Origin of the sequence: Saprospira grandis str. Lewin (genome assembly GCF_000250635.1) — a bacterium.
GTDB lineage: Bacteria > Bacteroidota > Bacteroidia > Chitinophagales > Saprospiraceae > Saprospira > Saprospira grandis.
This window is the reverse complement of record NC_016940.1, coordinates 3,093,920-3,115,928: the sequence shown is the minus strand read 5'-3', so window position 1 is coordinate 3,115,928 and position 22,009 is coordinate 3,093,920. Positions and strand designations below refer to the sequence as shown.

17 protein-coding genes are annotated in these 22,009 nt (G+C 47.6%); 8 read left to right on the top strand and 9 right to left on the bottom strand.

What is annotated here, in order from left to right; translation table 11 throughout:
* Nucleotides 1-437 precede the first annotated feature (437 nt).
* Nucleotides 438-1,643 (bottom strand): GTP-binding protein, encoded by a 1,206-nt coding sequence (locus SGRA_RS13760; protein ID WP_015693355.1) that lies wholly within the window; start codon nucleotides 1,641-1,643, stop codon nucleotides 438-440.
* Between the two features lie 384 nt (nucleotides 1,644-2,027).
* Here SGRA_RS13760 and SGRA_RS13755 point away from each other — a divergent pair, with 384 nt between their 5' ends.
* Both SGRA_RS13755 and SGRA_RS24270 read left to right on the top strand, forming a co-directional pair.
* A complete protein-coding gene (locus tag SGRA_RS13755) occupies nucleotides 2,028-2,342 on the top strand; it encodes a YbjQ family protein (RefSeq protein WP_015693353.1) in 315 nt (104 codons plus the stop codon).
* A 3-nt stretch (nucleotides 2,343-2,345) separates the two neighbouring features.
* Nucleotides 2,346-2,468, top strand: a complete 123-nt coding sequence (locus SGRA_RS24270; RefSeq protein ID WP_015693352.1) for a hypothetical protein — start codon at nucleotides 2,346-2,348, stop codon at nucleotides 2,466-2,468.
* Between the two features lie 2 nt (nucleotides 2,469-2,470).
* Here SGRA_RS24270 and SGRA_RS13750 read toward each other — a convergent pair whose 3' ends face one another.
* From SGRA_RS13750 to SGRA_RS13710, 8 genes are all read right to left on the bottom strand, one after another.
* On the bottom strand, nucleotides 2,471-3,616 hold the full coding sequence (locus SGRA_RS13750; protein WP_015693351.1) for a vWA domain-containing protein: 1,146 nt from the start codon (nucleotides 3,614-3,616) through the stop codon (nucleotides 2,471-2,473).
* Nucleotides 3,617-3,622: 6 nt separating this feature from the next.
* Nucleotides 3,623-4,597, bottom strand: a complete 975-nt coding sequence (locus SGRA_RS13745) for a toxin-antitoxin system YwqK family antitoxin (protein ID WP_015693350.1) — start codon at nucleotides 4,595-4,597, stop codon at nucleotides 3,623-3,625.
* A 229-nt stretch (nucleotides 4,598-4,826) separates the two neighbouring features.
* Nucleotides 4,827-5,573 carry a hypothetical protein gene (locus SGRA_RS13740; protein WP_015693349.1) on the bottom strand — a complete coding sequence of 249 codons (747 nt, stop codon included), beginning with the start codon at nucleotides 5,571-5,573 and terminating at the stop codon, nucleotides 4,827-4,829.
* Nucleotides 5,574-5,582: 9 nt separating this feature from the next.
* A complete protein-coding gene (locus tag SGRA_RS13735; protein WP_015693348.1) occupies nucleotides 5,583-6,251 on the bottom strand; it encodes a VTC domain-containing protein in 669 nt (222 codons plus the stop codon).
* Between the two features lie 279 nt (nucleotides 6,252-6,530).
* Nucleotides 6,531-7,229 carry a DUF4956 domain-containing protein gene (locus SGRA_RS13725; protein WP_015693346.1) on the bottom strand — a complete coding sequence of 233 codons (699 nt, stop codon included), beginning with the start codon at nucleotides 7,227-7,229 and terminating at the stop codon, nucleotides 6,531-6,533.
* A complete protein-coding gene (locus SGRA_RS13720; protein WP_015693345.1) occupies nucleotides 7,222-8,106 on the bottom strand; it encodes a mechanosensitive ion channel family protein in 885 nt (294 codons plus the stop codon). Before SGRA_RS13720 ends, SGRA_RS13725 begins: the two co-directional genes overlap by 8 nt.
* A 314-nt stretch (nucleotides 8,107-8,420) precedes the next feature.
* Entirely contained in the window at nucleotides 8,421-9,956 is a 1,536-nt protein-coding gene (locus tag SGRA_RS13715) for an SUMF1/EgtB/PvdO family nonheme iron enzyme (RefSeq protein ID WP_015693344.1), read from the bottom strand.
* Between the two features lie 60 nt (nucleotides 9,957-10,016).
* Nucleotides 10,017-11,021 carry a PorP/SprF family type IX secretion system membrane protein gene (locus tag SGRA_RS13710; protein WP_015693343.1) on the bottom strand — a complete coding sequence of 335 codons (1,005 nt, stop codon included), beginning with the start codon at nucleotides 11,019-11,021 and terminating at the stop codon, nucleotides 10,017-10,019.
* 316 nt (nucleotides 11,022-11,337) lie between these two features.
* Between SGRA_RS13710 and porU the strand changes: the two genes are divergently transcribed.
* The 6 genes from porU to SGRA_RS22000 all read left to right on the top strand — a co-directional run bounded on the left by porU (nucleotide 11,338) and on the right by SGRA_RS22000 (nucleotide 21,929).
* Nucleotides 11,338-15,228: a type IX secretion system sortase PorU gene (porU, locus tag SGRA_RS13705; protein ID WP_015693342.1), complete on the top strand. Its 3,891-nt coding sequence runs from the start codon at nucleotides 11,338-11,340 to the stop codon at nucleotides 15,226-15,228.
* A gap of 443 nt (nucleotides 15,229-15,671) precedes the next feature.
* Nucleotides 15,672-16,949, top strand: a complete 1,278-nt coding sequence (porV, locus tag SGRA_RS13700; protein ID WP_015693341.1) for a type IX secretion system outer membrane channel protein PorV — start codon at nucleotides 15,672-15,674, stop codon at nucleotides 16,947-16,949.
* A 224-nt stretch (nucleotides 16,950-17,173) separates the two neighbouring features.
* Entirely contained in the window at nucleotides 17,174-18,292 is a 1,119-nt protein-coding gene (locus SGRA_RS13695; protein ID WP_015693340.1) for a DUF1015 family protein, read from the top strand.
* 97 nt (nucleotides 18,293-18,389) lie between these two features.
* Nucleotides 18,390-19,529 (top strand): cystathionine gamma-synthase, encoded by a 1,140-nt coding sequence (locus SGRA_RS13690; protein WP_015693339.1) that lies wholly within the window; start codon nucleotides 18,390-18,392, stop codon nucleotides 19,527-19,529.
* A gap of 521 nt (nucleotides 19,530-20,050) precedes the next feature.
* Nucleotides 20,051-21,247 carry an IS256 family transposase gene (locus SGRA_RS13680; protein ID WP_015691783.1) on the top strand — a complete coding sequence of 399 codons (1,197 nt, stop codon included), beginning with the start codon at nucleotides 20,051-20,053 and terminating at the stop codon, nucleotides 21,245-21,247.
* Between the two features lie 94 nt (nucleotides 21,248-21,341).
* Nucleotides 21,342-21,929, top strand: a complete 588-nt coding sequence (locus SGRA_RS22000; RefSeq protein ID WP_081477735.1) for a hypothetical protein — start codon at nucleotides 21,342-21,344, stop codon at nucleotides 21,927-21,929.
* The last annotated feature ends 80 nt before the right edge of the window (nucleotides 21,930-22,009 follow it).

The following is a 22,009-nucleotide window of genomic DNA, read 5'->3' as shown; positions in this document are numbered from 1 at the left end:
CGAACTGCGCCCTAAAGGGCTTGTTGTCGTTGCGCAGCTCGCTGCTATTTTGGGGCCTCCGCCTCCCTTCGGTCGTCGGCGCTACGTTTCGCAGCTCGCTATTCGCTCGGCCCTTCGCCAGCAAGCTGGCTCGGTCTGGCCTAACGGCCACTGCTGCACATCGCTAGGCCAAATGGAAGTCCTGCGCTTCGGCCATTCTTTGATAAAAATTTCAGGCTAGTCAAGGCATTTTTTAAAGGCATAGCCCTAGCTATGGGGGAGAAAAATAACGCAGAATAGCAGGAAATTAAATCAAAGGATAGAAGTGGCAGGGCTTTCATTTGGCCTTTGCCATTTGGCCTTCGGCCAAGGCAGGCAAGCTGCCTATATTGGACCATAAAAAAGCGCCTCTCCCCTCTTTTGGGCAGAAGCGCACAATCAAAAAACCAAAAAACTATCTATGAAAATCTTGGAAAGGGGTCAGTGGCGTAAAACTCGCCATCTTTCCAAGCTTGGATCTCTTCTTCGGTACAAAGGCAAGCCGTCAGCTCCTTGCGATAAGTAGGGACATCTAGGTCTAGACCAATAAAAACCAATTCGTTGAGGCGGTCATCAAAGGGAGCGTTCCAGCGGGCCATCAGTGTTTCTTTATGGGCCTGAAAAACGGGATGTTGGTCCAGTTCTTCTTGCGTAAAACTGCCCCACCAATAGCCAGCCAAATCGGCTCTTAAGCTACCGCCCGCTTGCGACCAATTCAGGGCCAGTTTGGGACGGCTAGCAATCCAAAACATGCCTTTAGAGCGCAGAATATCTTGGGGAAACTCTTGGCTGAGCCAGTTCCAGAAGCGTTCGGGATGAAAGGGCCGAGGATCTCTAAAAACGAAAGAGCCAATGCCGTACTCCTCAGATTCTGGATGATGCTCTCCTTGCAGCTCTTGGATCCAGGCCGCAGATTGGGCCGCCTCTTCATAGTCAAAACTATGGGTATTGATCAGCTCCTTAAGGTCTACCTTAGACTCTTGCGTAGCTATAATCTTGGCCCCAGCATTAAACTTGCGCAAAAGGTGGATCAACTGCTCCTTTTCTTCTTGAGTGACCAAATCTGTTTTATTGAGGAGAATCAGATTGGCAAACTCGATTTGTTCGGTAAGCAAATTAACGATAGGACGAGTATCGTTAAGGTCATCGGTAAGTTGGCGATCGACGATATTGTCGGCGCTAGAAAAATCTTGAAGGAAGCGGCTAGCGTCTACCACTGTCACCATGCAATCTAGGCGACAAAGGGAGCGCAGCTCTTCATTGCCCTCAATACCTTCTAGGCTAAAGGTTTGGGCCAGGGGAACGGGCTCGCTAATGCCCGTACTTTCGATCAGAAGATAATCGAAATCGCCAGTTTTGGCTAGGGCCGTTGCTTCTATAATTAGATCTTCGCGGAGGGTGCAGCAAATGCAGCCATTGCTCAGCTCGATCATTTTTTCTTCTGTTTGCCTAAGGGCTTGGCCTTGCTTAATGAGGCGAGCATCAATATTGAGCTCGGCCATATCATTAACGATCAGTGCCACCTTTAGGCCCTCTTGATTTTCTAGAATATGCTTGAGCAAAGTAGTTTTTCCTGCGCCCAGGAAACCACTAAGAATAGTTACGCCCAACTGCTGTTCTGCCATTTTTCTCTTTTATAAATATGCAACAATGTTGCAAATATAAACAAAGTGAGTCAATAAAATGCAACATTGTTGCATTTTATTGACGACAGGCATTTAATTTTTGGACCGAAGGAAGATTCAGTTGGCGGCGGGCGGGCGAATTCTAGCGTTTGGGGTTCCTTTATACTGGGCGAAGCCCAGAACGGCTGAGGGATAGGCAAGGGTGGCCCGCAGGGCCAGACCGAGCAAAAATGCGCAGCATTTTTGTGAAGGGCCGAGCGAGCAGCGAGCCCTGAGATAGCCCGACCTGAGCGTAGCGAGGGGCAGCCCCACTAAAAAATGGGCTTAAAAAGAGAAAGTCTAAATAGAAAACTGTAATTTGGGAGAAACTTAAACTCCTCCAATATGATTATATCGAATACAGAAGGGCTGCCAGGCCGAGAGATCCAAGAAGTTTTGGGTTTGGTTCGGGGCAGTACGGTTAGGGCTCGGAATGTGGGTCGTGATTTTTTTGCTGGCCTCAAGAACATTGTTGGAGGCGAGATAGAAGAGTACACCAAGCTACAGGCGGATGCTAGAGAGCAGGCCTTGCAGCGGATGATTCAGGATGCGGAAAATTTGGGGGCGGATGCTGTAGTAAATGTACGTTTTACGAGTTCAACTATTTCTCAGGGGGCTTCTGAGGTATTGGCCTATGGAACGGCTGTAAAATTAGGATAAAAGATGCAGATTGTATTTGTTATTTATGGGGGGACCACCCTTTGCATATTGATTTTGATTGCCTACTTTTGGTCTTTGAAGGTAAACAAGCGCAAAAAGGAAAACTTTGAGGAGCGCGACAATTAGTCTTATTTGGGGCTAATTCCTTCTTGATTGAGCCAATGGTGAATATCTTTTTTCTCTAGGGCTGCGGCAATCAGGCGAGGAAACTGTTGGGGAGTGCAAGCAAAAGCTGGGCTACCCAATTGGGCAAATTTTTGGGCCATATCTCGATCGTAGATTGGGGCACCTTGGTCATTTAAGGCGAGTAGCGAGATGAGCTGCACGCCTGTTTTTTTGAGTTGGGCTACCCTTTGGAGTAGGGCTTGGCTATCGCCACCTTCATAGAGATCGCTAATGAGGACTATGGTTGTATTTTGGGGAGATCGGATAGACTTTTGGGCATAAGCCAGGGCCTTATTGATATCGGTTCCGCCGCCCAATTGGGTACCAAAAAGGAGGTCTACGGGTTCTTGCATATAGGCGCTAAGGTCGACTACTTCGGTATCAAAGACAATCATTTGGGAGCGCAGAGCGGGCAGAGAGGCGAGCACAGCGCCAAAAATGGAGCTATAGACCAGCGAGCTGCCCATAGAGCCACTTTGGTCTACACAAAGAATAATTTCTTTAAGGGATTGGCCTTTTTTGCCAGAGCCAATAAGGCGTTCGGGCACCACTGTTTTATAATCCTGTTGGTAATGCTTAAGATTGAGCTGGATGGTTCTTAGCCAATCGATTTCCTTATGTCGGGGACGGCGATTGCGGACCGAGCGGTTCAGGGCGCCTTTAACGGCTTGGCGCAGGGGATTTTCGAGTTTTCTTTTGAGTTCTTCGACTACTTTTTGGACCAGCAGGCGGGCAGTTTCCCTTGTTTTTTCGGGAATCACCTTATTGAGCGAAAGCAAAGTGCTGAGTAGCTCCACATTGGGTTCTAGCGACTCCAGCAATTCGGGTTCTAGCAGCATTTCTTCTAGGCCGAGGCGGTCGAAGGCATCTTTTTGCATAATTTGGACCAGGGGGGCGGGAAAATACTTTCGGATATCGCCCAGCCAGCGATTCAGCTGGGGCGAAGAATCGCCCAAGCCAGCCTGTCCATCATTTTGGTTATAGAGAGCCCCTAGGCATTCGTCCATTGCGTTGGCCTCTGCGGAGAGCTCGGTTTTATCTTCTGGGTTTTCGGCTGCTTTGCCGAGGAGCAAGCGCCATTTTTGGATACTGCTAAAATCTTCTTGCATAGCAAATTAGGGCATTTCTGTAGTTCTTAGGCGGCCATTATCGTAGTATTCGGTTTTCATAACATTACCTTGTTTATCCCAGTAGATCCAGCTTCCATGACGGCTTTGCGACCAGCGGTGGATACTGAGAGAGGCGGGCATATTGGACTTCCCTTGATATTTGAGTTGGCCATTATCCCAGTAGCTTTTGACCAAGATGGCTTTTTCGTCTTGCATTTCTACGATTTCGCGAACCAACTGTCCCGACTCGCTCCATTCCTTATACTCTCCACTCATTACATTATTGATCGAGAAAAACTGTCGTTGGGGGGCGCCATTGGGGTACCAAGAGCGGTAGCTACCGTGTACTCGGGTTTCCTTCATCATGACATCCTCTTCTTTTTGGCCATTGGCGTACCAGCGTTTAACGCGGCCGTACTGGTCGCCATTGCGATAAGGAATTTGAGATTTCATTTGGCCATTGGCGTACCATTCTACATCCATGGTTTTGCCTTCGCCTAGCAATTGGGTTTCAAAATACTTGCGTCCTTCTTTATCCCAGAGCGTTCTTGCGCCAATAGGGCGGCAATCAACATACTCTACTTCTTCGGCTTTTTTTCCATTTTTGTGCCATCGCTGCATCCTTCCGCTAGGGCAGCCGCCCTGATAGCTTACGCTTGCCTTCTTATCGCCAGAGCCATAGAAAAAGGTCCATTGGCCTTCTCTTGCGCTATAGTCTTCTTCTAGGGCGCTGCGTTTTGATTTTTTGCAGACCTCAATAGTTTTAGAAATTCCACGGCCATTATAGCTACCTTCGGCCTCTTTATTTCCATTTTCGTAATAATACTCCCAGCGGCCCACCTTTTTATTGTCGGCATTGAGCTGCCCTTTGGCCTTAAGCTGACCATTGGGCCATTGTTCCTTTACTTCTCTTTGTGCCTGAAGGACCGAGAAGTTAGCACAAAGAAGAATGGTGCAAAATGAATATATAAGATAATGCATAATTTGCTTTTTTGTAGAAAGTTAGAGCAGATCTTCCCGCAAAGTTACACTTTTAGATCTGAAAAATATATCGTATAAGTAGAATTCTATTTCTTGCGCAAGTAGTTCTAAATTAAGCGAATGAGATTACTTTTAGTGGTCTACGGAAGCTTATTATATAAGGTACGCTTTTCTATTCTATTTTTTAAAGTAAATCTATCTTTAGGCACCTCACTAATGTCACAAAGAATTACTTTTTTTGCTTTATCTTCAATCCTAATTGCTTTCTGATCTCTTCTTCGGCATGATAGAAGTGTAAATAGTCACTAAACCAGCGCTTGGGGCGTTTTTTTGGCCCATGCACCATGGCCACATTCTTTTTGGGGTCCACCATCAAAACGCCTACTCCCCTAGCCTTACAAATCTTAATCAGATTATCTTGCAATTTAGGATCAATCATCTCAAAAGAGTCATTAGATAGCGATAGCCATTGTTCGTTGGCAGGATATTGAAATACCTGATGAATCACTTTCATCTCCTGATATTTATGACTATTTCTAAAAATATAGGCATAAAGCGCAGAGGCGCCAAGGAGGACCACCATAGGGATCACAAATCGAATCCAGAAGGATTCATCGGTCATTCGCCAAACAAAAAACATAACGCCCGACAAAATCGTGAAGAGCAAACCATGCCAAAGGCTATCTTTTACCCAAAGCTTGTCTATTCGATACGGTTTTAAGGCCTTTAAGGTTTTATGCGATTTGGCCTCCATAGACACCACATAGGCTTTAGTTTTGCTCATGGGGTAGGCCAAAAGCCCATCGGCTCGCTTCATACCATATTTATGCTTGGTCCGTTCTTCCAGATTAGAGTAGAGCACTTTGGGCCGTTCTTGGGTCTTGTAATAATGCTCCAGATAGGCCTGGGCGGCCTTTTGCACCTCCAGTTCAATCAGGCGATCTTCCTTGGGTATTCTCTTTTTTTTCTTTGCCATAACTTCTATTTAAAGGCGGTAGCATTGCTGCACGGCCTGTATATACTTTGAGTTTTTGCTTAGTCGAAAGGGAATTTGCTGGGCCAGTTCTTCTGCTAAATTGGCCTCTTCTGGACCATATTTTAGCTCTATAATTAGGCCGTCCATCGCTTTTTTTCCCTTGGGCTGCCAATAGGAACTGGGCCAAATGGCAGCTGCAGCTTGTTGGCTGTCTAGGGTCAGGCGCAAACGCCCATTTAGGGCCGAATAATACTGCCGATAATAGCAATTATAGACCTTGGGGGCCCAAGCATAGCCCTTATGCGGAGCATGCTCGAGCAGAGCGGCTAACTGCATTTTTGGCGAGTTAACATCCAACTTAGACAGCTCCCAAATTTGCTTTCGGCCCAATTCTCCCGTTTTTTGCTTTAGCTCCAAACGGGCCGGCTGCCAAGCATTTTGCCAAGGCCCATAAAAACGCAAACGATACTTATAGCGCCGACTGCTGCCCGCCAAATTGGCCCGATAACAATGCCAATCTATGCTATCAAAATAAATATTATGCAACCAACGAGGGGCATGCGCTTTTCGCCAAGCAAAGGGCAGTTGCCGCAGCAAAATTTCTATCTCTGCTGGCCGATACCCTAAAACTACATACTTACGCTCGTATCGCCAAGCCGTTTGCTCTTTTAAAGACATTCAGGTACTTTTATATTTTTTGGGGGCCTCCGCCTCGCTACGCTCGTCGGCGCTACGTTTCGCAGCTCGCTGCTCGCTCGGCCCTGCGGCGGCTGCGCCGCCTGGGTCTGGCCTACGGCCACTGCTACACATCGCTAGGCCGGTCGCTTCGCTCGGCCCTTCAGCGCTGCGCGCTTCGGTCTGGCCTACGGCCACTGCTACACATCGGTTACTCCCTTTGGTCGTCGAACTGCGGCTTGCAGCCTTGTTGTGGCCGGTCGCTTTGCTCCCCTAGGTCCATTAAAGGGGCAGGTCGGTTTGGGACACCACCAAAAAGCTCGTATTGGCCGAAAGTGCTTGCAGGGCTTTTTGGGCCGCTTGCAGTTGGGCGGTTTCGCAGGCGGGCAAAGAAAAAGAGAGCTCTAGGCCCATCCCCTCGCCTAGGGCATCCATTCGGCGAAGCTGCAATTTTGGTCCCAGTATTTTCTTCAAACTTTCTTCAATCAAAAGGGGCTCTTCCAAATCGGTGCGGAGCTCCAAATAAATGGCCCCTTCTTTTTGGTAGTAAGCGGCGGGCCGCATCCAGTAATTGGCCAAAATGGCCAGGCTCAGAAAGCTAAATAAAATGAGGGCCAAAAAGGGCTGATTGGCCCCAGCCGCTAGGCCCAAGCCAATCACGATAAACAAATAGCTGAGCTCTTCGGGCTCCTTAATTGCTGCTCGAAATCGTACAATAGAGAGCGCACCCACCAAGCCCAAGGAAAGCGTCAAAGAAGATTTGACAATCAGCATGACGAGCATGGTGGTTAGGGCCAAGGGCATAAAATTGGCGGCAAAGCGCTTGCGATTAGACAAAGCTCGGCCATAGCGGACATAAATGGCCGCTAGCAGCCAGCTCAGCAAGGTCACCAACAATAAATTGATCACTAAATCAATGGGATGAATACTATGGAGCAAATCTTGGCCATATAGCTGCAGCCTCTCGTATAAACTATTCATGTTCTTGCTCTCCTCCTTTTTGCTGCAGCACGGCATCTACCGCTAGACGATATTCTGAAGTCGGCTTAAAGTTTACATCCATTTGAGCAAATGGAATTTCGATTCCGGCCTTATCAAAGGCTTTTTTGAGGTATTCCTCCATATAAAATAGGGTCTCCCAATAATCATCGGCTTTGGCCCAAACCCAAACCTCTAGATCTACAGAAGAGGCGCCTAGGGCCAAAACATTCACTTGATGTTGATAAGCTTTATCGGAAACGGCAAAGGGGCAGCCGGCAATTACTTCACGGGCCACTCGGCGGGCTTGGTCAATATCTGCCGAATAGCTAATGCCCACTGGGGCAGAAACCCGGATAATTCCGGCGGCCGAAATATTTTCTAGGGCCTCATCGGTGAGTAATTTATTGGGGATGACGATGCGGCGATGGTCCAAGGTTTCTAGGATAGTATTAAAGATCTGAATTTCCTTTACTCGGCCCATATAATCGCCAGCACGGACCATATCGCCGGTGCGGAAGGGTTTAAAAATCAGGATGAGGATGCCACTAGAAATATTGCTTAAGCTGCCTTGCAGGGCCAAACCTACGGCAAAACCAATAGAGGCCAAAACCGCCACAAAAGAGGTAGTTTCTACCCCTACAATATCCACCACCGAAATGGCCAACAGAATTTTGAGGGCCACCGAAACTAGGCTAATAATAAAGGGGCGGAGGTCTTTATCAAAATCATTCTTTTTCAGCAGATTGTTAATCAGCTTCATTCCTTGGCCAATAATTTTGAGGCCAAAATAGAGTAAGGCAAGGGCTAGCATCAGCCGGGGCGCATACTCCATCACCATATTAAAGAGGTTGGTCAGCAGCGCTTGATAGTCAATCATAGGAAAAAAAATTTAGGGGGCTAATAAATTATTTTGGCGGCTCAAAAATACAAGATTTGCCTTAGAACTCAGTTCTATAGAGCTGCTTTTCTTCTTCCGTTATGCTTTGGGCCGATCTTTTTTGGGCGAAGAGGGAGGGTGCATGGCCTAGCGATGTGCAGCAGTGGCCGTAGGCCAGACCAAAGCGCGAAGCGCTGCAGGGCCGAGCGAAGAGCGAGCTGCGCAACGTAGCGCCTGCCGCAGGCAGGAGGCCCCAAAACCTAAAAAAGGTCCAACTCTAAAAAGAATTGGACCTTAGGGTAAGTCAGCAAAGCTTAGAACTTACGTTTTGTGCGTTTTTTGCGCGTTTTGATCTGATTTCCACCTTTGAAGCGGTTACCAGAGGGAGAACCCACGCGGAGCATAGAGCAACGGAAACCGATAGTAGCAGAAGCCTTATCTTCATCTAGGAAGCGGCGTTGGCCGGGAGAGAGCCAGTAGGCGCGATCTGCCCAAGAGCCTCCTTTGTAAACACGGGCCTTATCAGAGATAAGAGAGTGCTTGCCAAACTGGTACATATGTTTAGTTTCGTTATTGAGTTTAGAGTCGCCATAATTGAGGCGAGACTCGATATCGCCATCACCGTAGTTAATTACATTAGACTTAGTAAAGTTGCGGCGGTCTTTGATCTCGTTTTCGTCTAGTGGCTTATACTTTAGGCGGCCGATGCTATCTACACCAACGGGAGTACCGTTGCTATTGCGTTCTACCTGCGTAAAGACATTACCACGGAAACTATTCAACTCGTTATTATCCTCTAGGGTAAGTGAAGTAGTGGGGCGGTAAACGTCGCGCACCCATTCGTTTACGTTTCCGGCCATATTATAGAGACCAAAATCGTTAGGCACATAAGAGCGAACAGGAGCCGTAATACTTGCGTTATCGTTTAGTGCGCCAGACATACCCATATAGTCACCACGGCCACGCTTAAAGTTAGCTACGATGGCTCCTTGATAGCGGCCATGTTGGGGATAGCGAACGGTAGTTCCATCCCAGGGGTAGATACGGCGGTCAGTGATATTTTCGTCGCGGGCGGCACTTTGGTTACCCAAAAGAGCGAGTGCGGCAAACTCCCATTGTGCCTCGGTGGGCAACTGATATTCGGGAAGCATGATACCATCTTCAAAGCGGACGGCACGTTCCTCGCCAGTGGCGGGGTTTACGGCAGGTTTGGGGCCAGGTTGTGCTTGATAGATACCAGAGAGGTAAGAGCCCGTGCTAAAGGTATTTTCTCCTTGTTGTCCTTCAATAGAAGTAGGATCAATTTTACCTTGTTCGATGAGCAACATCTCATTCACACGGTCCGAGCGCCATTTACAGAATTCGTTAGCTTGCAACCAAGTAACACCAACTACGGGATAATCCTCATAGGCGGGGTGGCGCAAGTAGTTTTCTACATAAGGCGTATTATAAGAAAGTTCGTCTAGCCATGCTAGGGTATCGGGTAGGGCCTGCAAATGCACTTGCGGCATAGAGGGGTACACCCGACGGAGGTAGTAGAGGTATTCCAACCAATCGATATTGGTCACCTCGGTTTCATCCATATAGAAGCTGGCCAATGATTGACGGCGAGGGGCAGCTCGGTAGTCTTTCATGACATCTTCTTCGGTTTGTCCCATATTGAAGGTACCCCCTTCAATAAGAACGAGATTAGGTCCAGTAATCTGGCCTTTATAGTTAGGGAGTTTTTCAAAACCACCCCATTCTTGCGAGTTATATCCCCAGCCGGTAGACTGAGAGCGCTGTTCGCGTTTGCAAGCAGTTGTAGCTAGTAAGAGGCCAGCCAAACTAAGCAGCAATAGTTTTTTCATGCTAAGCAAGGTTTTTTTTTCTGAACAAAAGGCGAAAACAAATTTATAAAAAAAAGCAGACTACCTAAACATTTTTAGACAATCGTTATAGTCTATGCGTTTTTTATCGGATGCTAGGTTAAGAATCAGCGAGACTTCATGGGCGCCTCCAGAGGCATTGGCAAGACCGGAGAGCGTCCAATCATAGCTATAAGCTATTTTAATTGGCCCTTGCTGAACGCCAAGCATAAAAATAACGGCATCGGCATTAGAAAAAGTATGTCTAAACCAAATTCCCCCTAAAAAAATATCATATTGACTTTGGGCGCCAAAGTTTAGCTGCTTAAAATCACGCTGTTGGCTATATAAAATACTGGGCGAGATATAGGCGGCTTTTCTGATTTTTTTTCCTGTGGAAAGTGGAATTTGCCCCCCAAAGTGCAAGGTATAACGAATGGGCAGGGTAGCCGCCACTTCATTTAGCGATAAATAGCTTTCGCTAGGGGCATTGATATGCTTAATCGAGAATCCTCCATAAAAGTAAGGCATTTGGTACAAAACACCCGCTCCAAAATCCATATAGCTCAAATTATTGGCGCCTCGGGCTTCTTGGGTCGCATTGGTATTGCCCGAGCCATCTACCGAGCCCGTGGCGGGGTCTAGCTGGTCCAAAAAAACCAGTTCATCCCAATTTAGGCGCTTATTGATAAACTGCCCCTCTAGGCCCATCCGCAGCCGGCTATTCTCTGACAAATAGAGCGAATAGGTATAGTGCAGACCAATTTGCGTGCTAGCATAAATGCCATTGCCCGCCACATCGGCCAAAACCGAGGCCCCAAAACCACTATTCTGCTTGCTAAAAAACTGGCTGTAAGAAGCCGCATAACTCACATAAGCCTGCGAAATGCTCGGCCATTGGTTTCTATAATTCAAATGAAATACGGGGGCATCTTCCAAACCCGTCAAAGCGGGATTGAGCTGCAATGGGGCCGCATAAAACTGGCTAAATACAGGATCTTGCGCCCGCAAAGGAGCCCAACTAAGGAGAAATAAACAAAGAGTAAGGAGAGGATAAAACTTGAGCATGCCAACACTTTTTTAAGTCAAGACGTTATTTTGATTGAGTCGTTTAGCCTACAAACTAAACGCTATTTTTCTATCTTTCGATTTTTTGGGGCTTTCCCTTCGGTCGCCAAGAAGGCCCTTGGGCCTTCTTGGCACCTCGGGTCGCTATGTTTCGGGGCTCGCAGGTCTGCTCGGCCCATCGGCGGCTTTGCCGCCTCGGTCTGGCCTTCGGCCACCCCTTCACAGCGCTAAGCCAAAGCAGCTTCTCTGCTTTAAGAAACGGCCCAAAATACAAAAGCGTACATTCTCACCTAACATTCATCTAGACTTTTCCAGTATGCCTAACTCCTCTCTTTCTATTCTGCCCCTCTTTTTACTCTTAGCGAGTTCATTATTTGGGCAAAACTTAACCCCTGTTCAAATACAACTAGATTGGAGCCCTAGCTTCAAATCTGCAGATGCTCAGTTGCCACAACAACAGTACCCCCATTTTGAAGGGGCCGTCTATGATGAGAACGAAATGCTGCCTTATTGGACCTATAGCCTTCGCCTGCGACAAACAAGCCAAATTCAAGCCGAATTGCAAGGGGCCATTTATGAACCTCTAGCCGTGCCCGCCAACTGGCGGCCCCAACTGCCCGCAGCTATCCAAACAGAACAGTTGTTTGAAAGAGGGCAGCCCCTGGCCCAAGTTAAAGTTTTACCTATTCGCTATAATAGTAATAGCGGACAGTATGAGAAGTTAGTGCAAGCCGAGCTAAAAATTAGCCTCTCGCCTAGCCCCTCGCCCCTGGCCCGCAAATCTATTCTGCACCCGGTCCAACAATCGGCCCTAGCTAGTGGCCAAATTTATAAACTGGCCGTAAGCGAATCGGGCCTCTATAAAATTAGCCGCCAAGACCTAAGCGCCATGGGCTGGGACCCCAACAGCATTAACCCTCAGCAAATTCAAATCTTTGGCAATGGTGGCCAAATGGTTCCCGAAATTATTGGCCATGCCCAAATGATTGACGACCTCCAAGAATTAGCCATCTGGGTGGAAGGCGAACAAGATGGCCGATTTGATGAAAATGATTTTGTGCTTTTTTATGCCAAAGGCCCCAGAAATTGGCAGTACCAAAGCAATACAGACCGCTACCAACACCAACAAAATATTTATAGCGATCAAGCCTGCTATTTTATTAAGATAAATAGCGCAAATGGCCGCCGTATTAGTAGCCGAAATAATGGCAGCAACCCAGATTACAACAGCAGCAGCTATGATGCCCTGGCCCATTATGAAACCGATGAAATCGCACTCATGGAGGATGTGATCGCCCTGCCCCCCAGTGGCCGCCTCTGGCTTGGCGACCCCTTCCAAATTAGCCGAAGCCAAGACTTTAGTTTCGATATTCCCAACCGCCTTCCCAATGAAGAGGTTGTCGTTCAATCTAGCTTTTTGGGCCGCCTGATTAGCGGAACAGGTAGTGGCAGCCTAATCATCTCGGAAGGCAACCAAAGCCGACAAACCGGAACCCTAGGCACAGTCAGTAGCTATGTCTACGCACTTTATGCCCAAACACTTAATCAGAGTTTTAGTTTTGTTCCCGCTAGCAACGGAAGTATTAGCCTCAATTATCAGTTTAATCACCCTAGCTCTGGGGCAGAAGCTTGGCTAGATTATATCAGCCTGCAAGCTCGCGCCAATCTCCGCTACGAAAATACGCCCCTCTTTTTTAGAGATAGCCGCAGCCTTAGCGCCAATCAGGCCCAATATCAAATTGAAAATGCAGGCGCCAATCTCCAACTTTGGGACCTCACAGAATGGGGCAATATTAAGGCCCAAAGCTTTAGCCAAACAGGCAGCAATATCAGCTTTGTCGCCCCAGCCGATACCCTCCGAGAGTTTGTCCTCTTTCAGGCAGATAATATTGGCGCACCTAGCCTTCTTGGCCCTCTAGACAATCAAAATTTACATAATATTACCCAAGCCCCCCAATTACTCATTATTTATCATCCCGATTTTGCTAGCGAAGCCCAACGTCTGGCCCAACACCGCCAAGATCATAGCGGCATCACGAGCCTAACCGTAGATATCAACCAAATTTATAATGAGTTTTCTTCTGGCCAGCAAGATGCCACTGCCCTACGCAATTTCTGCCGTATGCTCTACGAACGCTCTAGCGGAAACGATAGCCTGCGCTATCTGCTCCTCTTTGGCGATGGGAGTTTCGACCCCAAAGGCCTAAGCAAAAAACGAACAGAACATCTCAATTTTGTGCCTAGCTACCAAACCCCCAACACCCTAGAACCCCTGCGCACCTACACCTCTGACGACTTTTTTGCCCTTTTGGACCTAGGCGAAGGCGATCCCAATGCCAACCAAGCCCTAGATATTGGCGTGGGAAGACTACCCGCCGCTAGCCTAAGCGAAGCCAGAACAATGGTCGATAAAATTATAGATTATGATACAAATCCATCAACACAGCAAGATTGGCGCAACCGCCTGACCTTTTGGGCCGATGATCAGGATAATAATATCCATATCAATGATGCCGATAATATTGCCCAAACTGTAGCCGCTAATCACCCCAACTATAATATCAATAAGATTTATTTGGATGCCTATCAGCAACAAAGTACCTCTGGCGGTAGCCGATACCCCGATGTTAATGCCGCTATCCTGCAAGATTTATTCAAAGGAACATTAGTGGTCAATTATCTGGGCCATGGAGGCTGGGACGGACTCGCTCAAGAGCGAATCTTTACCCTCAGCGAAATTCAACAAATGAATAATCACAATAAATTACCCCTCTTTGTTACTGCCACCTGCTCTTTCGCCCCCTTCGATGATCCCAAAAATCTTTGCGCAGGCGAACAGCTCATCCTCAAGCCCGATGCCGGCGCTATTGCCCTGCTTACCACAACTCGCGTAGTACTCGCCGATGCTAACCAACACCTTACCGCCAATACTTTTGACCAGCTCTTTTTACCCGTCGGCAACCGCATGCCCACCCTAGGCGAAGTCCTCCAAAGGGCCAAAAATAATAGCGGAATCCTTAGCGCATCTAACTCTAGAAAATATGTGCTCCTCGGCGACCCCTCCATGACGCTAGCCTACCCCCAAATGCAAGTAGCCACCACCAGCATCAACGGACAAGCCCCCAGCGGCGCCGATAGTATCAGCGCCCTGCAGTTGGTCCAAATTGAAGGAGAAGTGCAAGACCAAAACGGACAACTACTCTCCAATTTTAACGGCACCCTCTACCCCACCGTCTTCGATAAAGCCGATACCGCAAAAACAAGAGCCAATGATAGCGATAGCCAAATCGGCAACTTTATCCTCCAAAAGAAGGTGATCTTTAAAGGAAGAGCCAGCGTGACAAATGGCCGCTTTAGCTTCTCTTTTATGGTCCCTAGAGATATCAATTATAGCCTGGGCTATGGCAAAATATCTTATTATGCCGAAGATGGCCAGAGCATAGACGCTAGCGGCCACTACAACGGTATTGTGGTGGGCGGAACCAACCCCAATGCCGCCGAAGATAACGAGCCCCCAACAGTTAAGGTCTATATGAATGATCTCAATTTTGCCAAGGGCGGAATCACTGACCGCAACCCGCTTTTGCTGGTCCAATTAGAGGATGATAACGGCATCAATACCGTAGGCAATGGCATCGGCCACGACCTCACGGGCGTCCTTACCTATACTATCGATGAACAAACTTATAGCTATAATCTCAATGAGTTTTATCAGGCCGAAGAAGACGATTTCCGCAAGGGGAGCATAGAATATCCCCTAAGTAATCTGCCCGAAGGCCTGCATCAGGTCCAAGTGAAGGCTTGGGACGTATATAATAATATGGGCCAAGGCGAAACCGAGTTTGTGGTGGCCGATAATGCCCAAATGGCCCTCAATAATATTCTCAATTATCCCAACCCCTTTACGGATCATACCGAGTTTATGTTTGAACATAATTTGCCCGGCCAAGAACTAGAGGTGATGGTCCAAATCTATACGGTTTCTGGCAAATTGGTCAAAACAATCCAACAACCTATTAGCGCCGCCGAAAATACCGGCTACCGCATCGATGGCATCCACTGGGATGGCCGCGACGACTTTGGCGACCAACTGGCCCGAGGCGTCTATATCTATAAACTCAGCCTGAGGGCCGAAAGCCTGTCTGCAGAGGATGAAACAGAAATTAAACAAGAAGCTAGCTTCCAAAAATTAGTGCTATTAAAATAATTTTTTGGGGCTGTCCCGCCCTGCGGGCGGGTCGCTACGCTCTGCAGCTCGCTCTCTGCTCGGCCCTGCGCCGCCTGCGGCGGCTGGGTCTGGCCTAAGGGCCACTGCGGCGCATCGCTCATCCGTGAAAGGCGCCCCTAGGGCGCCGAGCAGGCAGGCCTAGGGCCTGCCTGCGCCTTGGTCCTCAAGCGCTAGAAATACCGCTTAAAGTAGCTTAGGCCCAAGTTTGTCCATTTTTTTTAACAAAACTCAAAGATTTAGCCCTATTTTTAGGCGCCAAAACACAAAAACGCACAACTTATCCTCAGCCAAAAATAAACAAAAGGGCTCCCCTCCCTCAAAACTTATAACTTAATTCTCATCTATGTAGCAGCTTTACTTTGGGGCTAATACCTTTAGGTGCCAGCCCAACTATTATCATCTTAAATTTAATCTAACCTCTTATGCAACAGAGAATCTTGCAGGCCTTTAGTTTTGTTCTAGGCCTAGGAATATTTTTGGGTTTGCCCGAAGCTAAAGCGCAGTGTATCCTTAAAGATGGACAACTCGTTCAACCCGATGGCAGCCCCTGCTCGAATACCATTATTACTGCTGTTCCCTTTTTGCGCATTACCCCAGATGCTCGCTTTGGTGCTATGGGCGATGCCGGTATCGCCCTAGATGCCGACCCCAACTCTATGCACTTCAACTCTTCTAATCTCGCCTGGGCCTCTAGCGATGTAGGAGTATCTATGAATTATACGCCTTGGCTTCGCGCCCTAGGCCTCAATGACGTTTTTCTCTCTTATGTCTCGGTCTATAAACACCTAGATGACCGCCAAACCCTAGGCGGCTCTCTCCGCTATTTCTCCCTAGGAGAAATCCAATATACCGACGATCAAGGAAACGCCCTGCAAACGGTTAGCCCCAGAGAGTTTGAACTCACTGGCGCCTATGCCCGTAAAATGAGCCAAAACTTTTCGGCCGCTCTTAACCTTAAGTATATTTACTCTAGCTTAGGAACAGGCGTAGCCGCTGGTGGAGAAACCCTCACGCCCGCCCACGCCTTTGCTGCCGATGTTTCCTTTACCTACAACAAACCCTTGAAGGTCAATGACAAGGAAGCCAATCTGCGTATCGGTCTGGCCATGACCAACTTGGGCTCTAAAATCTCTTATACCCAATCTGCCGACCGCGATTATCTGCCCGCCAATATTGGCCTAGGCTCTGCCTTTACCTATGATATTGATGAGCATAACTCGATCACCTTTGCCCTAGATATCAATAAATTGATGGTGCCCACGCCCATTCCCCGTAGCATCGAGGACGAAAACGGCAACCTAGTCGAAAATCCAGAATACGACAGCGATGGAGATGCGGGCCAAGGAGATGGTACCGCCGACTACAAACAGCAGTCTGTCCCTAGCTCTATTTTCTCTTCTTTTAATGATGCCCCCGCTGGCGCTGGCGAAGAGTTTAGAGAACTGATGTACTCTATTGGTATGGAGTATTGGTACAACAAACAGTTTGCTGTACGTGCCGGCCACTATAACGAGCACTCGACTAAAGGAAACCGCAAGTACTTTACGGTAGGCCTTGGCCTGAAGTATAACATCTTTAATATCAACTTCTCTTATCTAGTGCCTGCCGTAGCCGCCCAACGCAATCCCCTAGATAATACGCTTCGCTTTTCGCTTGTTTTTGACTTTGGCGAGGCCCCTGAATTTGATACCAAAAAATAAACTGCTTTTTTACAAAAAGTTTGTAATATATTTGGCCAGCTCCCCCCTTGGAGCTGGCCTTTTTTATGGCCTAGCGCTGTGGAGGGGTGGCCGAAGGCCAGACCCAGCCGCCACAGGCGGCGCAGGGCCGAGCAGACCTGCGAGCCCCGCAACATAGCGCCGCAAGCGAAGCGCTGCGGAGGCCCCAAAATATCGACTAACAAACAACAGAAAACAACATTATTATGGCTAACATTATCCCTTTTCGGCCAGTTTTGCCCGACCTCAACGACATTATTTCCTTTGACGACTTTTTTGGTACCGCCAAACGCAAGTTCCCCCTCTATTACCGAGATGGCTACTACCAAATGGACCAAGAACCTAGCCTGCTGATTTATCGAATTATCCGACACAACCGCAGCCATACCGGTATTATTGCCTGCACCCATGTAGAGGATTATATTCAGGGCCATATCAAACGACATGAGTTTACCTTGGCCGATAAGGAGGCCCGGATGCAGGAGCTTTTTGAGGAGCGCAATGGTGTGATTAAACCCATTTTGCTCACTTACCCCAATGTGCTAGAAATTGATGCTCTGATTAACCGCATCACGATTTCTATGCCCCCTAGCTTTAAAATTCCCTTTGAAGACGACCAACATGTATTCTGGTTGCTCAAGGAAGAAGAGCATGTACAGCGGCTGCAAGAACTCTTTAAAGATAAAATTCCAAGCAGCTATATCTGCGATGGACACCACCGCATGACCACCGCCGAACGGCTGTATGCCCAACATAAAAGTAAGGAGGCCAAAAATCCTTACCACTATATTATGGCCGCCTATTTTCCCGCTAGCGAGATCCTGATCCATAACTATAATCGCATTCTTAAGTCGCTCAAAGGACTTAGCGAAGAGGAATTTTTGCAAAAACTAGAGAAATATTATGAGGTCAGCCTAGAACCCATGGCCTTCCGCCCACTCCGCCGTGGCGAAATGGGTTGCTATATTAAGGGCCGTTGGCGCAAGCTCATTTTAAAGGAAGAATATAGCCCCGGCGATGAAACCAGCGTGGCCGATAGCCTAGATGTCCACCTCTTCAATCGCTATATTTTACAAGATATCCTGGGCATTGAGGATGTCCGCAATGATGTGGAGGTCCGTTATGTAGGGGGCGTGAAAGGCCCCGCGGCCCTAGAGCGAAAGGTAGATGAAGAGTCGGCCGTGGCCGCCTTCAACCTCTATCCCGTGGCTATGGAAGACCTCATTTCTATCTCGGACCTCAGAGGGACCCTCCCCCCAAAATCTACTTATGTAGAGCCCCGTATGCGCAACGGCTTTACCGCCCAAATGTATAGCAAAATCTAAGTGTAGTCTTAATGAACGCTTAGAACTTGGCTAGACAGCCCTACTTTTGTATCTTCCCCTAACTTCATTTAAGAATCGAATTAAACGACTTATTTTTATGAAATTCGGAACCAAAGTCATTCACGCAGGTATTGAACCCGATCCCGCAACGGGAGCGATTATGACGCCCATTTATCAGACTTCTACTTATGCCCAAAGCTCTCCGGGCCAACATAAAGGTTATGAGTATTCTAGAACGCTCAACCCGACCCGCAAAGCCCTAGAAGATAACTTGGCTGCCCTAGAAAATGGACAGTTTGGCCTTACTTTCGGCTCTGGCCTTGCCGCAGAAGCTGCCCTTTTGCACCTGCTCGATCCAGGCGATGAGGTGATTTCTACCAACGACCTTTATGGCGGATCTTACCGCCTCTTTACGAAGGTCTTTAGCCGCTATGGCATCAAGTTTCAGTTTGTAGGGATGCAGGGCACCGCCGAAATTGAGGCCCATATTACCGAAAAAACTAAGCTCATTTGGGTAGAAACGCCCACCAACCCCATGCTCAATATTATTGATATTGAGGCCATTTGTGCCGTAGCCAAAAAGCACAATATCATGGTTTGTGTAGACAATACTTTTGCTACGCCTTACCTCCAAAACCCCTTGGACCTTGGCGCCGATATCGTCATGCACTCGGTGACTAAATACCTAGGTGGCCACTCTGATGTGGTGATGGGTGCTTTGGTGGTCAAGGATGAAGCCTTGGCCGAAAAACTCTACTTTATCCAGAATTCTGTGGGCGCCGTTCCTGGTCCCCAAGATTGCTTCTTGGTCCTTCGTGGCATCAAAACTCTACATCTTCGGGTGCAAAGAGCGAGCGAAAATGCCGCTAAAATTGCCGACTTCTTGATGCAGCACCCCAAGGTAGACAAGGTGTATTATCCTGGTTTGGCCCATCATGCGGGACATGAAACTGCCAAAAAGCAGATGCGCGGCTTTGGCGCTATGCTTTCCTTTAATCTCAAGGAGGATACCGCAGAAGCTGCCGCTAAGGTGCTCGAAAAAGTACATTATTTCACTTGTGCCGAGTCTTTGGGTGGCGTAGAATCACTCATTGGCCATCCTGCTAGCATGACGCATGCGGCTATTCCCCGCGAAGAGCGCCTCAAAGTGGGCTTGACCGACTCGATCATTCGCCTTTCTGTTGGGGTAGAAGATGCCGATGACCTTTTGGCTGATTTAGATAAGGCCCTAGGATAGGTCCTCCCCTTTTGGAATCTATACGATATAGAGCTGCCGTTTTTCGGTGGCTCTTTTTTTTTGTTTTGGGGCCTCCTGCCTTCGGCAGGCGCTACGCTTTGGGGCTCGCAGGTCTGCTCGGCCCTGCGGCGGCTTCGCCGCCTGGGTCTGGCGCTACGCGCCACCCCGCCGCATCGCTAGGCCGTTTGGCCTTCGGCCATGGCTGCAGGTTGAAACCCGCAGCCAATTTCGGAACCACTAAGCTAGATTTTGGCCACCCCATGGCCTGCAGCTTAAAAGCCGCAGGACCTGAAAACCGAATGCTTTCGCCCATCTCCAATGAAGCAGGGGCTTTTAAGCCGCTGCGGCGAGCAAGATGATGGCCCAACAAGATTGGCTGCGGCCTTTAGGCTGCAGGTAGCGGCAGTGCCACATGGCCAAAGCCAAACAGAGACTGTTTAAAATTTTGTGTATGGGCTAAAAAAGGGGTAAAGATTAGGAGGTTTAATATCAATTTAATTACTTAGAAAAAAAGTACCGCTATGGACAAGAAACAAGAAGAGTTATTAAACCGCCTACTAGGAGATGTGAAGAACATTGAGGAGCTAGACAAGCTAACAGATGACCTCAAAAAACGAGGAATTCAAAGTTTGTTAGAAGGAGAAATGTCAGCGCATTTAGGGTATGCTCGTGGCGAAGAAGTCCAAGGAGAAAATCGCAGAAATGGCCATTCTTCAAAGAAGATCAAGACGGAAAGTGGCAAATTACAAATAGAAATACCAAGAGATCGAGAGGGTAAATTTGACCCTGTAACGGTCCCCAAACACAAGTCGATGACGGCTAAGCTGGAGAGTGTGATTACACTATTGTATGCTAAAGGTATGAGCCTGTCTGATATAGTAGAGTATATGGATGAAATTTATGGGCAGCAGTACTCTAAGAGTCAAATTACAACCATTACTAATAGCCTCTTAGATAGTATTCGAGAGTGGCAAAATCGGGTTCTTGATGAGAAATATGCGATTCTTTGGATTGATGGGATTCACTATAAAATTAGAGAAGATGGGCAGATTAAAAGCAAGGTTTGCATGATTGTCCTTGGGGTTAATTTAGCAGGCTATCAAGACATTATTGGCATGTATCTCTTTGAAAAAGAGACTGCTGCAAATTGGGCCACAACTTTGAATGACATTAAAACAAGAGGGGTAAAGGATGTTTTATTTATCTGCTCAGACAATCTAGCTGGCTTGGACCAAAGCGTTGAGGCCGTCTTTCCTCAGGCAGCTCATCAAATTTGTGTGGTCCATCAAATTCGCAATTCTATGAAGGTTGTCGAAGCCTCTAATAGAAGAAAAGTGGCCAAAGATATTAAGCTCATTTATACAGCTCCTAATGAAGCTGAGGCTAGAAATCGGCTTCAAGATTTTGAAGAAAAATGGGGTGATCGCTATCCTTACATCATTAAATCTTGGGAGAAAAACTGGGACAATCTCACTGTCTTTTTATACTATCCTCAAGAAATCAGAAAGCTTATTTATACCACAAATATTATTGAAGGCTTTAATGCTGGCCTGAGAAAATATACCAATAACAAACGCTCATTTCCAAATGATGCTGCGGCCATAAAATCTATCTATTTAGCCGCTATGCAAATTCAAAAACGATGGAAGGTCAAACGAGCTGGTTGGACCAAAGTTTTCAGCCAGCTTTGTGTCTGTTTCCCTGACCGGGTCATCTAAATTTTACCACTCACCTCCTAGTCTCTATTGACCAAATTTTATTCTGATACACAAAATCCTGAACAGTCCCGCCAAACAGCCCATCAAAACCTTTATGCCCTATTCTGCAGATGCAGAACACCTCATCAAAACCTTTTTGCCCTATTCTGCAGATGCAAAACACCTCATCAAAACCTTTTTGCCCTATTGGACAGAGATCAAACACCCCATCAAAACCTTTACGCCCTATTCTGAAACTGCAAAATGGCACATCAAAACCTTTATGCCCTATTCTGCAGATGCAAAACACCCCATTAAAACCTTTATGCCCTATTCTGCAGCTACAAAACGGCATATTACAGTTGCCGCAAGCTATTCTGCAGATGCAAAACGGCATATTCCATTTGGAGGAAGCTATTCTGCAGCTGCAAAATGGGATATTCTATTTGGAGGAAGCTATTCTGCAACTGCAAAACGGCATATTCCATTTGGAGGAAGCTATTCTGCAACTGCAAAACGGCATATTCCATTTGGAGGAAGCTATTCTGCAGCTACAAAACGGCATATTCCATTTGGAGGAAGCTATTCTGCAGCTGCAAAACGGCATATTCCATTTGGAGGAAGCTATTCTGCAGCTGCAAAATGGGATATTCCATTTGCGGCAAGCTATTCTGCGTCTAGAGGCGGCGAAGCCGCCGGCTGAGGGGCTGTAGCAGGGCCGCCGAAGGCGGCAGACCAAAGCGCTGAAAGCGCTGCAGGGCCGAGCAGACCTGCGAGCTGCGC

Excerpts from the sequence above, each read along its gene's own strand:
- SGRA_RS13755 (WP_015693353.1), top strand. The coding sequence starts at position 2,028 with ATGATTATATCGAATACAGAAGGGCTGCCAGGCCGAGAGATCCAAGAA.
- SGRA_RS13760 (WP_015693355.1), bottom strand. The coding sequence starts at position 1,643 with ATGGCAGAACAGCAGTTGGGCGTAACTATTCTTAGTGGTTTCCTGGGC.
- SGRA_RS22000 (WP_081477735.1), top strand. The coding sequence starts at position 21,342 with ATGCCCTATTCTGCAGATGCAGAACACCTCATCAAAACCTTTTTGCCC.
- SGRA_RS13695 (WP_015693340.1), top strand. The coding sequence starts at position 17,174 with ATGGCTAACATTATCCCTTTTCGGCCAGTTTTGCCCGACCTCAACGAC.
- porV (WP_015693341.1), top strand. The coding sequence starts at position 15,672 with ATGCAACAGAGAATCTTGCAGGCCTTTAGTTTTGTTCTAGGCCTAGGA.
- SGRA_RS13715 (WP_015693344.1), bottom strand. The coding sequence starts at position 9,956 with ATGAAAAAACTATTGCTGCTTAGTTTGGCTGGCCTCTTACTAGCTACA.
- SGRA_RS13720 (WP_015693345.1), bottom strand. The coding sequence starts at position 8,106 with ATGATTGACTATCAAGCGCTGCTGACCAACCTCTTTAATATGGTGATG.
- SGRA_RS13710 (WP_015693343.1), bottom strand. The coding sequence starts at position 11,021 with ATGCTCAAGTTTTATCCTCTCCTTACTCTTTGTTTATTTCTCCTTAGT.
- porU (WP_015693342.1), top strand. The coding sequence starts at position 11,338 with ATGCCTAACTCCTCTCTTTCTATTCTGCCCCTCTTTTTACTCTTAGCG.
- SGRA_RS13735 (WP_015693348.1), bottom strand. The coding sequence starts at position 6,251 with ATGTCTTTAAAAGAGCAAACGGCTTGGCGATACGAGCGTAAGTATGTA.
- SGRA_RS13750 (WP_015693351.1), bottom strand. The coding sequence starts at position 3,616 with ATGCAAGAAGATTTTAGCAGTATCCAAAAATGGCGCTTGCTCCTCGGC.
- SGRA_RS13725 (WP_015693346.1), bottom strand. The coding sequence starts at position 7,229 with ATGAATAGTTTATACGAGAGGCTGCAGCTATATGGCCAAGATTTGCTC.
- SGRA_RS13690 (WP_015693339.1), top strand. The coding sequence starts at position 18,390 with ATGAAATTCGGAACCAAAGTCATTCACGCAGGTATTGAACCCGATCCC.
- SGRA_RS13745 (WP_015693350.1), bottom strand. The coding sequence starts at position 4,597 with ATGCATTATCTTATATATTCATTTTGCACCATTCTTCTTTGTGCTAAC.
- SGRA_RS13680 (WP_015691783.1), top strand. The coding sequence starts at position 20,051 with ATGGACAAGAAACAAGAAGAGTTATTAAACCGCCTACTAGGAGATGTG.
- SGRA_RS24270 (WP_015693352.1), top strand. The coding sequence starts at position 2,346 with ATGCAGATTGTATTTGTTATTTATGGGGGGACCACCCTTTGCATATTG.
- SGRA_RS13740 (WP_015693349.1), bottom strand. The coding sequence starts at position 5,573 with ATGGCAAAGAAAAAAAAGAGAATACCCAAGGAAGATCGCCTGATTGAA.